The sequence below is a fragment of the Anabaena sp. UHCC 0253 genome (assembly GCF_009712085.1).
Taxonomy (GTDB): Bacteria; Cyanobacteriota; Cyanobacteriia; order Cyanobacteriales; family Nostocaceae; genus Dolichospermum.
Window position 1 is genome coordinate 112,072 of record NZ_VILD01000004.1, and the last position, 14,696, is coordinate 126,767.

Below are 14,696 nucleotides of genomic sequence, written 5' to 3' on the forward strand. Positions count from 1 at the left end.
TAAAATGAGGTGAATCATGCCGAAAATTTTAGTTATTGAAGATGAAGAATCAGTGCGGGAGAATCTACTAGATTTACTAGAAGCTGAAAATTTTGAAACTGTTGTCGCTGCTAATGGCAAAATAGGTTTAAATATGGCTATGTCGGAACAGCCAGATTTAATTTTATGTGATATGATGATGCCAGAATTGGATGGCTATGGTGTATTAACAGCTTTACGTCAAGATCCTTTGACAGCCACTGTTCCTTTTATTTTTTTGACTGCTAAATCAGCTAAGTCTGATTTTCGCCAAGGGATGAATATGGGCGCTGATGATTATCTCACTAAGCCCTTTACTAGGAATGAATTATTAAGTGCTATTCTCAATAAATTAGAGAAATATGCAAATCTCAGGAAGCATTTATCAGCTATTGCTAATAAGTTAACCCCAAGAATGCAGATAGTTATAGAAAATTTACACCAAACAATTAAAGAAAAAAATTTTGCAGGTTTTGAGATTAACTATCAACCAATTGTTGATATTAATACTGGGAGAATTACATCAGCAGAAAGTCTATTACGTTGGCAAAGTACAGAATTAGGAAGAGTTTCACCACAAGAGTTTATTCCTTTAGCCGAGTCGAATGGGTTAATTATTGATATTGGTAAATGGGTTTTAAATACAGTTTGTCAGCAAATGCGAATCTGGCAAGATGCAGGTATTTATGATTTAACCATAGCTGTAAATCTATCGGCAATTGAATTTAATCAACCAGAGTTGATTACTAAAATTATGTATTTAATATCTAGCAATAATATTCAACCAAATTGCCTAGAACTGGAATTAACAGAAACAATGATTATGGAAGATGTTAATGGGGCAATTGAGGCTATGAATACATTGCGTTCTCTAGGAGTGAAAATCGCCATTGATGATTTTGGTGTTGGTAATAATTCTTTGATTTCTCTGAAACAATTACCAATAGATACACTCAAGATTGACCGCGATTTTGTCCAAAATATTAATACGGATTACCGGAAATCTGCAATTACAAAAAACTTAATTCGGTTGGGGCATGAACTTAATCTTAAAATTATTGCTGAAGGAGTAGAAACTGAAGAAGAATTAGCATTTTTACGAGAAAACAATTGTGATTCTATTCAGGGCTTTATCTGTAGCCCAGCTTTACCTGCGCTAGAATTTTATAAGTTGTTAATTACGAATAAATCTTTATCTATTTAAGGAGTTAGTTGTCAGTTGTTAGTTGTCAGTTGTCAGTTGTTAGTTGTCAGTTGTCAGTTGTCAGTTGTCAGTTGTCAGTTGTCAGTTGTCAGTAGAAAGAAAATCACCAATTCCCAATTCCCAATCACCAATCACCAATCACCAATCACCAATCACCAATCACCAATTCCCAATCACCAATTATAAAATGGAAACTAAATCTAATTCGAGTATAAATTCATCCCATACAGGCGATCGCTATTGGGGCTATGTGGAAGTTATAGAAGAGGGCGCAAATTATCGCATCAGTCGCGTAGAAATTAAGCCTAGACACGGCATAAAATCACAAATCCATTATCATCGTCATGAACATTGGGTAGTGGTTTCTGGCGTGGCTAAAGTGACTTGTGGTGATGAGGAAATATTACTCAATCACAATCAATCAACCTATGTACCAGCAGCAACACTGCATAAAGTAGAAAACCCTGGTACGATTCCTTTAGTAATTCTAGAAATTCAAAATGGAGAATATTTAGGTGAAGATGATATAGAACGTCCAGCGGAGGTTAACGAGTAATTTTAAACAAGTTAAAATTTGCCAATGAATAATGCTTCCTTCAACTGGTTTGCCAAAAAATTAGCAAAATTGCAACTAAGAACCTTCTTAATAGTGCCGTTTGTTTTGCAAACGATGGGGATAGTCACATTAGTAGGCTACTTGTCATACCGCAGCGGACAGGAATCTGTAGAGAAGCTGGCTGATCAGTTGATAACAGAAGTAGGCGATCGCACTGATCAACATTTAGATAGTTATTTAGGAAAAGCCCAGGAAATCAATCGTATAAATGTAGATGCTTTCGAGTCCGGAATCTTAGACTTAAATGATTTTAATCAACTAGGCAAATATTTTTATCGTCAGGTGCGATCGCTCAATTTTACATACATCAATTTTGGTAGTCAAAAAGGAGAATTTATTGGTGCTGGTTATGGCATAGATAATAAACTAGGAATTGCCGAAATTCCCCTATCTGACATCAGCAAAATCCGCTCCTACTCAGTAGATGATCAAGGTAATCGGCTAAAGTTAGAATATGAAGCTAAAAACCCACAAACTAATCATACTGCTTGGTATTTAGATGCCGTCAAAGCTGGTAAACCGATCTGGAGTTCTATTTACACTTGGGGAGATTTACCTGATTATATCAGTATTTCCGCCAGTACACCTGTCTATGACCAGCAGAAAAATTTGTTAGGTGTATTCGGTATTGATTTGGAACTCTCGCAAATTAGTCAATTTCTGAAAATACTGGATCAGAGAAGATCAAATCACATCTTTATTATCGAGCAATCAGGGCTAATTGTTGCTAGTTCTGAGGATGAATCCCCTACTCCCATCATCAATGGTAAAGCAACAAGACTCACAGCCTTAAATAGCCGTGAACCGATGATCCGCGATGTGACGCAGGATTTAATACAGCGGTTTGGCAGTTTGCAAGCTATTTCTCAGCCACAAAGTTTCCGCCCTGCTTTAGAACAAAAACCCTTTGTCAGAGTCACACCCTACCGCGACGATTACGGCTTAAATTGGCTCGTAGTGACCGTAATTCCCGAAACGGAATTTATGGCAGAAATTCATCGGAATGCCCATAGAACCATTTTAATTTGTGGTTTGGCGTTGATAATTGCTATTGGCACAGGTAGCTTCACTGCATACTGGATAGCTCAACCGATTTTAAGGCTAATTCAAGCTAGTCAAGCAATGGCCAAAGGAAATTGGCAAGAGTCTTTATCTGAGGATATAGCGGACGTAGAAATAGCCGAATTGAAGGTTTTAGCAACGTCTTTTAACCAAATGTCGGCTCAAGTGAAAAAAGCCTTTCAGGAATCCGAAACAAAATTTTCAACCATTTTTCACACAACTCCTAGCCCCGTTTGGATTGCTACCTTAGCAGAAGGAAGATTTTTAAATGTAAACGAAAGTTTTTGCCAGTTTTGGGGAGATACTCCAGAAAATATCATCGGCAAAACCTGCATTGAATTAGGATTGTGGTTAAATTTAGAAGATTTGCACCACTTCAGACAAACCCTAATTAATCAAAGAAAATTTCTGAATTTTCAAGTAAATATTTGCACCTCCTCTCAACAAATTAAAACTGTTCTCATCTCTGCTCAGGTAGAATGGTTGGATGGGCAAGATTGTATTATTGGTGTGATTAGGGATATTACTGATCTCCATAATGAGCTTAGGTTACGCCAACAAGCCGAACAAACTTTATTAGAAAGTGAACACCGATTTAGAAGTTTATTTGAAAATTCCCCCGTTGCTTATCAGTCTCTCGATGAACAGGGATGTTTTATTGATGTCAACTCGCAATTGTGTGACTTATTGGGATACACCCAAACAGAATTAATTGGTCGAAGTTTTGGGGAATTTTGGTCACAGAAGACACAATCTTATTTTCCCGAAGCATTTGGATATCTCAAGTGTAATAGATATGCAAATGCAGAATTGTACCTAACCAAAAAGGATGGTAGTGAAATATTTGTTCTCCTGGAAGGTCGCGTTCAGCAGGATGTAGATGGTAAATTTGTGAGAACACATTGCGTTATCTACAATATCACCGAACGCAAGTACATGGAGGAGGCATTACAGTATAACCAGAATTTATTAGAAACATTAGCATCTAATATTCCGGGAACAATGTATACCCTTGTCCAGCATTCTGATCAATCTTTGACTTTTGAATATGTCAGTGTGGGTTGCCGATATCTTTTAGAATTAGAACCAGAACAAATTTTAGAAAACGCTAATCTTTGTTGTGAACAAATTCATCCTGATGATCTAGTTGGATATAATCTTGCTGCTGCCATTAGTGCCAAAAATCTCCAGCCATTGTTTTACGAGTGGCGAATAATTACACCTTCGGGCAAACTGAAATGGGTGCAAGCAAACTCTCGTCCAGAACTGCGAGAGAATGGTGATATTATTTGGCATGGTGTTTTGCTCAATATCACTAAGCGGAAACAGGCAGAAGCCGCGCTGAAAGAGAGTCAGCATTTCATTGAACAAATTACGGAACTAACACCAAACTTACTTTATATTTACGATCATATTGAACAGCAAAATGTTTATATGAATCGCTCTGTGGGGGAAATATTGGGTTATTCTGCGGCACAAATTCAGGAAATGGGAGCTAATTTGTTTCCTATGATTTGTCATCCTGATGATTTGAATCTGGTCTATAATTCCATACAACAGCTTTATCGTTTGCAAGATGGTGAGTTCGTGGATACAGAGTATCGAGTCAGAAATGCTCAAGGACAATGGCGTTGGCTTTATAGTCGAGATATGGTGTTTTCTAGAACTGGGGATGGTAGGGTAAGGCAAAATTTAGGAACATCCCAAGATATTACTGATCGTAAACAAACAGAGTTAGAACTCAGAAAAAGTCGAGATTTCAAAGAAGCTATTTATAATGAATCTACCGATGGAATTTTTCTGGTTGATGTTCCTGATCCATTGATTCTGGATTGCAATAATCGCGCTGTGGAAATGTTTGAAGTTGCCAGCAAAGAAGATTTAATTGGCACTAAAGGGCAGACTTTGCAAAAACAGCAATTTACTGATGATGAATTGGTGATGATTAATGAAGATGTAGCCAATTTGGGTTTTTGGAGTCGAGAAATAGAATATATTACTAAAAAAGGTCGGAATTTCTGGGGCAATCTGGCAGTAAAACGCATTAATATCGCGGGTAAAGTTATTGATTTGGTGCGAGTTACAGATATCAGCAACCGTAAGAAAATAGAATTAGCGTTGCTGAAAAGTGAGAAGCGGTTAAAAGAGATTTCTGCATCTTCTCCAGGAGTAATTTATATTACAGTTAGAAGATTAGACGGCTCTTGGTATTACGAATATATGAGTCGTGCATTTGAAGATATTCATGAAATTTCTGTGGAACAAATACTAGAAAATCCTGATCTTTGCTTTGAGCAGTTCCATCCTGATGATTTGGCTGGTTATGGAGAAGCGGTGACTTATAGTATGAAAACTATGTCTCCTTTTAATTATGAGTGGCGCATTATTACCCCTTCTGGAAAAATTAAGTGGATAAAAGCTAGTTCTAGACCAGAACTGCGGGAAAATGGAGAGATTGCATATTATGGTATTGTGTTAGATGTGAGCGAACGCAAAGTAGCTGAATTAGCTTTAGAGGCAGCGGAATATAACCTCAGATTAGCAAATCAAGAATTGGAAAAACAGGTACATACTGATGGTTTAACGCAAATAGCCAATCGCCGCTGTTTTGATAGTCGGTTAGAGCAAGAATGGCAACGACTCTACCGAGAACAGCAACCTCTATCTTTACTTTTATTTGATGTTGATTATTTTAAACTTTATAACGATACCTATGGTCATCAAATGGGGGATGAATGCTTGATTAAAATCGCTGAATCCGCACAGCAGGTGATGTACCGGGCAACAGATTTGGTAGCTCGTTATGGGGGGGAAGAATTTGTGGTGATTTTACCTAATACTGATGTTGAAAGTGCGATCGCTGTTGCTGAACGAATTCACGCTGCAATTCAAGATTTAGCAATTCCTCACCGAGCTTCTGAAGCACGGGATACAGTAACTATTAGTTTGGGTATGACTAGTATCATACCTACTTCTGAATCATCACCAGCTACTCTCATTGAACAAGCAGATCAAGCACTCTACCGCGCCAAACAACAGGGACGGAATCAGTCGGTTATTTTCTGCAGATAACTCAAGTTGCTGGTTATTTTTGGTGATTGGTGATTGGTGATTGGTGATTGGTGATTGGTGATTGGTTAGGACTTACGCACAAGTCACGGAAGAATGAACCACGAAGACACGAAGGACACGAAGGGAAGAGGGTTTCAGAGATATTTTGCGTAAGTCATATTAATTTTTAATTGTTTAAAACCATCCGTCTTGTTCGAGGGTTTCGATTAATTGCAAACCGCGAGGATCGCCTACTCCTAGAAGTGCGGCTTTAGTATCGGCTCTGACTCCTAAATCTTTATCTTCAGCAAAGGCTTGTATTAATGCGTCAATGGCTGTGGCATAGATGACGTTAGACGGGAGTTCTTTACAAAGCTGGCCGATTGTCCAAGCGGAGTTACTTCGCACGGCAGCGATGGGATCTTGCACTAGGGCTTCGATGAGGGCAGGAATCGCGCCAACGATGGCTTCATAGCCTACTTCTGTCATCTGTGCTAGGGCGCTGGCTGCCCAAAGACGGACGGCGGAAATATCGGTTCTGAGGGCATCTGTGAGGGGTGCTAAGGAACGGCGATCGCGGCAATTTCCTAAAGCCCAAACGACTCCTTTGCGAACATAACCATTCCAATCGCGGTTAAGTTGAATAATTAATGGTTCTACAGCTTCTTTCGAGGGGTTGCGTCCAATTCCATAGGCGGCACTGACTCGCACTAGGGGACAGTTATCTGTTAATAGATGAATTAGATGGGGTGTTGCTCGTTCATCTTGAAGATCACAAAAAGCACGCGCTGCTAACATCCGCTGCTGGGGCTGAGGATTTTCTAAAAGTACCAGCATTAAATCTGGATCAGGTTTTTCCACTGCTGACTCGTCAGTCAGTGGTTCTATGTGATCTAGAGGGCTTTCTAGCTCCCCTTCGGCATCGAGTAGGCTTAATTCGTATTCGTCGTACATCATGATTTCACTGTAATCCCTGGTAGGGATCAACATATCAACCCCTGTCAACTGATAATTGTCAATTGTCAATTGTCAATTGTCAATTGTCTAGAGTGATTTTACCATCCAGAGGGATTGTTCTTGATAACCGAGTTGATGATAAAGATTTAATGCGGGTGTGTTGGATAGAAATACTTGGAGGCCGATTTGGCGATCGCCTTTTTGTTTAGCCCAATTTTCTATATAATCCATCAATGCTTTACCAATGCCTCTCCGGCGATGTTCTGGGATCACGTAAAGGAGAAAAATATGCGGATGGCGATCGCCTCTAACCTGATCTATGGCATTTCCCACCCAAAGACAAGCTACGGGGGAAAATGTCTCTCCTTTGCTCCCTACACCCTGCTCCTTTGCTTCTTCATCTACCCACCATAAGGGAGTATCACGAGAAAAGTATTGCTCTACGGTATGAGCAAGGTGGGAAAAATCTTGATCAGGAAACTGTTCTTGGTAAGTCCGCTGCATGAACTTTACCAAGAGGGCTTTATTAACAGTAGAACCTTTGCGGATTGTATAGCCGGGGATTAATACATTCAAAATTTCAGATTGGGGAAATAAAATTACTGTTTACCCAATTACTAATTATCATCCCAATAGGTGCAGGTGCAGCCATATCGGCAGGTAGAAAAATCCGGGCGCTGACAGCAACTAAGGCAAAGGCAAATATGAGAATTGCGATAAAAGGGGCAATATATTGACGAAGAATAGCCATGTTGTTGATTGTAAATAAATAGCAACAGTATTGATTCTAGCGAACTACGGAAAATAGGATAGGGACGGTTAAATAATTGACAATTGACAATTGACAATTGACAACGAACAACTGACCAATTTTTCTATGATTGCTGATCTCGATCTAATTCATCTAAAACTCTTTCACAGTACCAATTTTCTGGCATTCCTGGATAGTTTTGCTTGGCTTGTTCAATTAATCTTTCAGCCGCTGCCACGTCTCCAGATAATCTAGCAATTAGACGATTTTTGAGGTAATTGCCAGTTACTTCTTCGTCTACTGGGGTGGGTATGCTGGGATTAACTGTTTGTAGTGGTTCTCGTCGCAGTTGCCAAAATAAGACGTAATAGAGTGTGCCGAAAATCAGTACCAGGCTAATTGTTCCTAGAAGGGTAAGGAAATTAAAAGCCAGGTTTTGCAGAACTAACTGCGAAAGGACATAGCCTAGTAAAAGACCTGTAACTATCAGAACAAATGTACCGACAAGAATAACTACTTGGGTCCCCATATATCCTCTTCTTCTTCAAGTCCTGGTCTAGTTACTGCCATTGGTTTAGAATTCCAAGGGGCAAACAGTGGTAACAGGAGAAGTCCCGGTACAGCAGCAAAAATACTAATTATGAAAAATAATGGCCAACCTGTACTTTTTGCTAAAGAACCTGCTGGCGCAACTAGAATATCACGACTTACGGCCATAAAACTAGAAAGTAAAGCATACTGAGTTGCGGAATAACGCTGATTACACATATTCATCAAGAAGGCAACAAAGGCTGCTGTCCCTAAACCAGCACAAAAGTTTTCTATGTTGATTGTCAGTACAAGAACCTGATAATTTTTACCAACTTGTGCAAGGATAAGATAGGCTAGGTTGCTGATTGCTTGTAAACCACCAAATACCCAAAGTGAGCGATTCAGTCCAATTTTACTCAAAAATGCGCCACCTGCCAATGTTCCCACTATTGTGGCTATTAATCCCATTCCGCCTTGGATTGCCCCAATGTCGGTTTGTGTGAAGCCGGTTTGGAGTAAAAACGGCGTGGACATATTATTGACAAAGGAATCGCCGAGTTTATAGAGAACTATAAATAACAGAGTGAGTATGGCTTGCATTACTCCTTGACGTTGGAAAAATTCTCCAAAGGGCAGAATCACAGCGGCTGTTAAGGAGTCTGGGGGACGGATTTCTTTTGGTTCTGGTGCAAAGAGGGTGGCAATAATCCCTAATGCCATGCCGACTGACATTAGTAAATATACTGATGACCAAGCTATTCTATCGGCAAGAATCAGGGCTAATGAACCGGTCAGGAGGAGGGCGATACGATAGCCAAGGACGAATACTGCTGCACCTGCACCCATTTCTAGGGGTTCGAGAACGTCGGTACGGTAAGCATCAGCGGCGATGTCTTGGGTGGCGCTGAGGAAGGCAATAACTACGGCGTTGATGGCTAGGAATTGCAGGGCTTGTTTGGGTTGCTGTAAGGCCATGCAGGCGATCGCTATTAGTAACCCAATTTGAATTGTAATTAACCAACCCCGTCTTCTGCCTAAAAATGGCAATGTAAACCAGTCTAACAGCGGCGACCACAGAAATTTTAAGGAATATGGCACACCTACGAGGCTAAATAAGCCGATGGCGGTTAAATCTACTTTTTCAACGGTCATCCAAGCTTGTAAGGTCTTGCTGGTCAAAAATAGGGGCAACCCAGATGAAAATCCGAGTAGGATCAAGGCTGCCATTTTCTGACTACCGAAAACTCGCAGTAGGGATTTGACTGGATTCATTTTTTATAGTCATTAAGGATATTTGCAGTCATCTGGCTATACTGGCTAGAGATTGCAAAATCAGGATTGTACTTTGTTTGTGGCGATCGCAATTAAATCTTCAATTTTCTTGATATTCTGATCTCCTGCTAGGTAGCCAATACCACGATGTAAGTGTAAGCGAAATTGGGTAATTAGGGTTTCTCTATCGGTATCTAAGCCGTCGTTGTAACAGCGTTGTTTGAGGGCTAAAAGCAATATATCGGCTATTTCTCCACCAAAAACCCGCCATGTCAGTTCGACGTTGCTATCTTGGGGGATAGGTACGGGGGAGGGTGGGGTGATTTCTGCGAGGGAACGACAAAACGCCCACCGACATAATATGTTCCATTGTTCTATTTTTGTACTGCGTTTGAGTTTGAGTAGTTGTTCTTTGGCTGTTTGGGAAAGTTTGATTCTTTCTATTGGTGATTCCATGTATTTTGGTGATTGGTGATTACATTATTTGTGATGATGAGGAATTGTATCTAATTTTGAATGGGATCTTCTGGAGGTGGATGACGATTAATAGCTTTATCAGCAGCGCGAATATTGATAATTCTTTCTCTATTTAAATCTAGTATTGCTATGGTTGCTTTTCCTGTAGGTGTCAAACCAATAATTATTAATCCATTTTTTGACCAAATAAAATGTTCGTTCCATAAGCTTTTTCTAGGGTTGAATAATGCAACTTGATTACCGGAGTCAGGATCTATTGCTGTGAGATTATTTGATTTTCTGCGATTACAATGAAAACAGGCTAATGCTAAATTATCTATAGTATTTTTGCCATCTTTACTTAATGGAATTACATGATCTACTGTAAATAGTACATATTGCCATTTTTCTGAGGCGTGACAATATTCGCATAATTCTAATGCGCGTTGACGTACTTGCTGCTGAATTGAATCTGTTATTTTCCGAGTTGACACTTTTATATAGTTTGGTGGTTTTGATTATGAGCAAAATTACGGACTATGCGATTTAGAAAACTGAGATAATCATCTATTTCTTCATAACTATCTAATTCTTGTTCTTCTTCTGGTGTCAGTTGAGAATTTTGTTGTTGCAAGAGTAATGTTTCAATGCGATTCTGGACATTACTAGAAGCACGAAAGATAGGTGTTCCTTCTTGTAACTCGATTCTGATAGCACCTTCTAAGGGTAAGGTAGCAGGTAAATTATGTAAGGTTGGTAGTAAGGGAATTGTCATATTTAACTCTGTGAAATACTAAATGATATTTTACCAAAAATAACCGGGTTTTATTGTGGTTTCTCTTTTACCGGAGTTGTATTGGAGGAGGTATTCGCGGGCTATGGCTTCGGTTTCTTGCAGGTTTTGATATTCTTTTTTTGCTATTTCGGTGTCGGTGGAAAGGAGGATTACTTGATGACTGGCTGAGGGGAAGTATCTTTCTACTAGGTTGTTACGGTGGGAGGAGTCTAGTCTTCCTAGAGGGGTGTCTATGGCGACGGGTAAGCGTCTTCCTGATACTTTGGCTAATCCCCACAAAAATGCGATCGCTAATAGTTGTTTTTCACCGGCGGAAAGGCGATGTTTGGGAACTGGTTTACCGTTTAAATCATATAATGATAAGCCGAAGGTTTTGCTATCAATAGCTATGCGATGTACTAAATCTGATTTATGTAATAAATACAGAAAACAGTTTTTTACTTCTTCTTCTAATTTATTAAGTTTTCTCAGGGTTAATCTTTCTCGAAACACTTTTAATGTTTGTTGAACTTTTAAGGCTGAATCAATAATGTGTTCGCTATTTTGATATTTGAGATTTTCTACTGTATATTCATTTAGTTCTTGTCTCAATCTTTTAGTTTCTGTTTCTAATTCTATCAGTTTTTGAGTCATTATATCTGACTGAGATTTAAGTTTATTAAATTCAGTTTGTGCTTCTTTTACTGCTTTTTGTAGTTTTGTATATTCTTCCGGTGCAGCCGCTGTTTGTACTTGTCTTTCTAAGGTGAGGATTTCTTCTTCATAATTAGTTAGTTCATCTAATTGTTTTTGGGCTGTACTTTTGGTAGTTTGCAAACGATAAGTTATATTGTCAAGTAAACTTAAACTTTCTTCATCTCCATTTAACCAGTTATTTTCTGTTGATAAGTTATTGGTATATAAGTTATTGATATCTTCAGCTAAAAAAGATTGAATATTAGTAACTTTATTAGTTTCTAGATTTAATTGTTGTAGCCAATTTAATAATCTTTCATCTCTGGCTATTAAGACATCTTTAGCTAATTGGATTTGTTGAGTTTTTAGTTCTTTTTCTCCCTGTCTTTGGACTTGCGATAACAAAGGACTAATTAAGGCTAATGGTAAAACATCAGCAGCTAGTTCACATAAGGATTCACGAACGTTATTACCAAGTTTGATTTTATCTTCTTTTTGTTGTTCTAATTGGCTACGTTCAGCGGCGATTTTACCACCTTCATTCACAAATCTATCTAAAGCTTCTTCATGAATTTTTTCTAATTCTTCAACTTCAATATTCAAATTCGCTAACTTTATCTGATTATTTTCGTATTCTGCCTGTTTTTCATGGAGTCGGGTTTCAATTTCTTCTAATTTTGCTAAATCTTTTGTATCTGCAAATTCTCGTTTTTTGCGATTTACTAATATTTCTAAATCAATTGCTAATTTATCTGCTAATTCTAAACCCAAAAGTCCGTTAATCGCATCAACAACTATAGGGGGCGGGATTTCCTGTTCTGCAAGTTCTTTAACTTGTTCACCGTCGAAGAGAAATAAATTGGAAATACCTATAGGTAAGATATTTTCTATATATTCATCCCAAATATTTACTAATGAATCAATTGGCCATGTTTCATCATCTCCTAATATTCCTAAATGGTCTTTTCCGTCTTTGGGATTTTTTTCCCAAGTCCGCACAACTCGATATTTGATTGGTCTATCTTCTTCGATATGTTCAAAAACTAATTCAATTCTGGTTTTTTCTGTAGGGGTACTTTTACTATTTACACATTGGGTTAAAAAGTCACTATAACTCAGATTTCCCCTTGTTGAACATTGGGCGCGTTGTCCATATAATGCGAGGCGAATGGCATCCATTAGGGTGGTTTTTCCGCCGCCATTCATTCCCCCAAACAAGATAATTGGACGGGCGTTATCTTCGTCAATTTGGGGGTTGAGGTTGATGATTTGTTTTCCAGCATAAGGACCGAAGTTTTGCAGGACTAATTCTAGGAAGATCATGATACAATTTTGGATTTTAGATTTAAGATTTTGGATTGATATTGTTCTCTATCGGATGATTAGAGGAAGGGTAAAGATATTACTTTCTTCTCAGCCGAAGAATATAGATTAAATGAACCACGTTCGCGGAGCGTCCCGAAGGGATAGGAGCGAAGAACACGAAGAAGGAAGAAGGAAGAAAGAAGAAGGAAGAAGATAATTAATTTTTATCTGGGAAGGGAGTATTCTATTCATCTGGGTTCTTTTGTGCATATTTGAAGTTAGCCCACGTTTGTGGTTTACTTTCTTGTTTTTCGGGGGTATCTCCTAAGCTTAATTGCTGGAATTTTTCCCGAATTGTGGCAACATCACCATCTAATGCTGCTTGTCTTAAATCCCTTTTTAAATGGGCATTTGCGATCGCTTTTTCTGGAGAACGGGAACTTGTATCAAAGCATTTTTCTAGGCTTTCGTAGATACCTACACGGCGGATTTTTTTCTTGAATTGTCTTTCTGTATCTAATAATCTGGCCATTAATTCTAGGTGCATTCCGTCACCGTCACATATTTCTTCTAATACTCCCCATTCGTCGCTACCAAGTATGCTATGGTCAGCACCAGGACGGGGATCTTTAAATACTTCTCCTGTTACTTCTTCGTATATGCGGGGAACGCTATCATCAAATTCGTGTTTTTCTTCTAACCATATTCGGCGAATTTCACTTAATTCTGCTTGAGAAATTAGGGTAATATCGCGCATATTTTCGGGCGCATTTTGTCGCATTTCTGTTTGCGCTGTCAATAATTTTCTTAGCCAATATTCTCGCCAATATTTTGTATAAGGACCATGTATAGGTTCAACAGATGTTTCACCATTTACATTACGTTCAAATAATTGAACTTCTCCCCGTAACCGACGAAAATCTCTTTTTTCGCGGTCACGGTCAACATCTAATTCAGCACGAAAATCAACTAATGGTTGTAACCATTCTTTTTCTTCATCATTTTGAATCATTGCTTGCATAGATTTATCACTATTAACCAATGTGCAAACCCAGCAACCAAAGCGAGAACTACCACAGCTAGGAGTAGAAGTATCAACAACTAAAGGACATTCATTATCTGCTGTTGCACCCCTATACATAGAAAATAAATCTTTATTGCTATATCCCCAAGGGTTTTCCCATTGCATTAAATATAGCCAAACTTCATCAGTCCGCCAATCTTCAATAGGTGTGTAAAGTAGAGAATTTATTAAATTAGGATGAGGACAAAGGCGTTCTCTGACTCGACCTAATTCACGTTTTTCCATAATCAAACCGCGAGTTATGCTTTCAGTTTTGCGAGTTCCTAAAATAACTATTGTTTCACCATTAGCTCTCACAACATCACGAATAAAAAGATTAGAAGGTTCTATTTTTAATCGTCCGGTACACCAACGGAATTTATTGCGCGGTGCTGGGTAGCCTTTACCAATTAAACCTGCCCAATATGTTTGTTTAGTTTCTGGTTGTAACAAATGAGGTTGTATTGGCATTTGTTGTTCTTGAGCAGCTACTTCCATTTGTTTTAATGAATTTTTTACCCAAGCAGAAACATAGGGATTTTCTACCCCTGTATCTGTCGTAATTACATGAATTGGTTTAGTTCGTTTTTTCTGGTGGAAGTCCAGAAATTGCATTCCACACAAGTTGTAAAGTAGCACTGCTATCTTTTCCACCGGAATAGCCTACTACCCAAGGTATCTGGTCTAAACAATACAATTCTTGAATTTCTGTAGAGAGAACTTGGATATACTCCACTAACTCTGCTACAGTACGATTCGGCTGATTTTTATTTTCTGGCTGTTGGGCTGTAGTCATTTTTCCCCACCTATGTATATATGGACTTAGACTCAATACTTCCCTGCGGGGGAAATTATCTGGTATATAAATAAACCTAGCTACGAGTGCAACATATTTTTAAAAATTGCATCCCTAGTATCCATTTTTTTTGACAATAAAGC

12 protein-coding genes and 1 pseudogene are annotated in these 14,696 nt (G+C 38.6%); 3 read left to right on the forward strand and 10 right to left on the reverse strand.

The window, feature by feature from the left end; translation table 11 throughout:
• The first annotated feature begins 16 nt into the window (after nt 1-16).
• The 3 genes from FJR38_RS12345 (at nt 17) to FJR38_RS28490 (ending at nt 5,972) form a co-directional block, all read left to right on the forward strand.
• Complete coding sequence (locus FJR38_RS12345; RefSeq protein ID WP_168537335.1) at nt 17-1,222, forward strand: EAL domain-containing response regulator; 1,206 nt, start codon at nt 17-19, stop codon at nt 1,220-1,222.
• 187 nt (nt 1,223-1,409) lie between these two features.
• Nucleotides 1,410-1,778, forward strand: a complete 369-nt coding sequence (locus FJR38_RS12350; RefSeq protein ID WP_168494422.1) for a phosphomannose isomerase type II C-terminal cupin domain — start codon at nt 1,410-1,412, stop codon at nt 1,776-1,778.
• A 24-nt stretch (nt 1,779-1,802) separates the two neighbouring features.
• On the forward strand, nt 1,803-5,972 hold the full coding sequence (locus FJR38_RS28490; protein WP_254449444.1) for a PAS domain S-box protein: 4,170 nt from the start codon (nt 1,803-1,805) through the stop codon (nt 5,970-5,972).
• A gap of 174 nt (nt 5,973-6,146) precedes the next feature.
• On the opposite strand, the gene FJR38_RS12375 is transcribed toward FJR38_RS28490, so the two are convergent.
• The 10 genes and pseudogenes from FJR38_RS12375 to dndC form a co-directional block, all read right to left on the reverse strand.
• On the reverse strand, nt 6,147-6,905 hold the full coding sequence (locus FJR38_RS12375; protein WP_168494646.1) for a HEAT repeat domain-containing protein: 759 nt from the start codon (nt 6,903-6,905) through the stop codon (nt 6,147-6,149).
• Nucleotides 6,906-6,995: 90 nt separating this feature from the next.
• Entirely contained in the window at nt 6,996-7,484 is a 489-nt protein-coding gene (locus tag FJR38_RS12380) for an N-acetyltransferase (protein WP_168537337.1), read from the reverse strand.
• Between the two features lie 4 nt (nt 7,485-7,488).
• Entirely contained in the window at nt 7,489-7,659 is a 171-nt protein-coding gene (locus FJR38_RS12385) for a hypothetical protein (RefSeq protein WP_168494426.1), read from the reverse strand.
• 124 nt (nt 7,660-7,783) lie between these two features.
• A complete protein-coding gene (locus FJR38_RS12390) occupies nt 7,784-8,188 on the reverse strand; it encodes an ABC transporter permease (protein WP_168537339.1) in 405 nt (134 codons plus the stop codon).
• Nucleotides 8,173-9,462, reverse strand: a complete 1,290-nt coding sequence (locus FJR38_RS12395; RefSeq protein ID WP_168537341.1) for an AmpG family muropeptide MFS transporter — start codon at nt 9,460-9,462, stop codon at nt 8,173-8,175. The genes FJR38_RS12390 and FJR38_RS12395 overlap by 16 nt, the downstream gene beginning before the upstream one ends.
• 60 nt (nt 9,463-9,522) lie before the next feature.
• The gene (gene dndE, locus FJR38_RS12400; protein WP_168494431.1) at nt 9,523-9,918 is read right to left on the reverse strand and encodes a DNA sulfur modification protein DndE; all 396 of its coding nucleotides are present in this window, start codon (nt 9,916-9,918) and stop codon (nt 9,523-9,525) included.
• A gap of 50 nt (nt 9,919-9,968) precedes the next feature.
• Nucleotides 9,969-10,412, reverse strand: coding sequence for an HNH endonuclease signature motif containing protein (locus FJR38_RS12405; protein WP_168537343.1), 444 nt, complete (start codon nt 10,410-10,412; stop codon nt 9,969-9,971).
• A gap of 2 nt (nt 10,413-10,414) precedes the next feature.
• The gene (locus tag FJR38_RS12410) at nt 10,415-10,693 is read right to left on the reverse strand and encodes a hypothetical protein (RefSeq protein WP_168494435.1); all 279 of its coding nucleotides are present in this window, start codon (nt 10,691-10,693) and stop codon (nt 10,415-10,417) included.
• Nucleotides 10,694-10,723: 30 nt separating this feature from the next.
• Nucleotides 10,724-12,712, reverse strand: a complete 1,989-nt coding sequence (gene dndD, locus FJR38_RS12415; protein ID WP_168537344.1) for a DNA sulfur modification protein DndD — start codon at nt 12,710-12,712, stop codon at nt 10,724-10,726.
• A gap of 226 nt (nt 12,713-12,938) precedes the next feature.
• A pseudogene (gene dndC, locus FJR38_RS12420) lies at nt 12,939-14,553 on the reverse strand (DNA phosphorothioation system sulfurtransferase DndC).
• Nucleotides 14,554-14,696 lie beyond the last annotated feature (143 nt).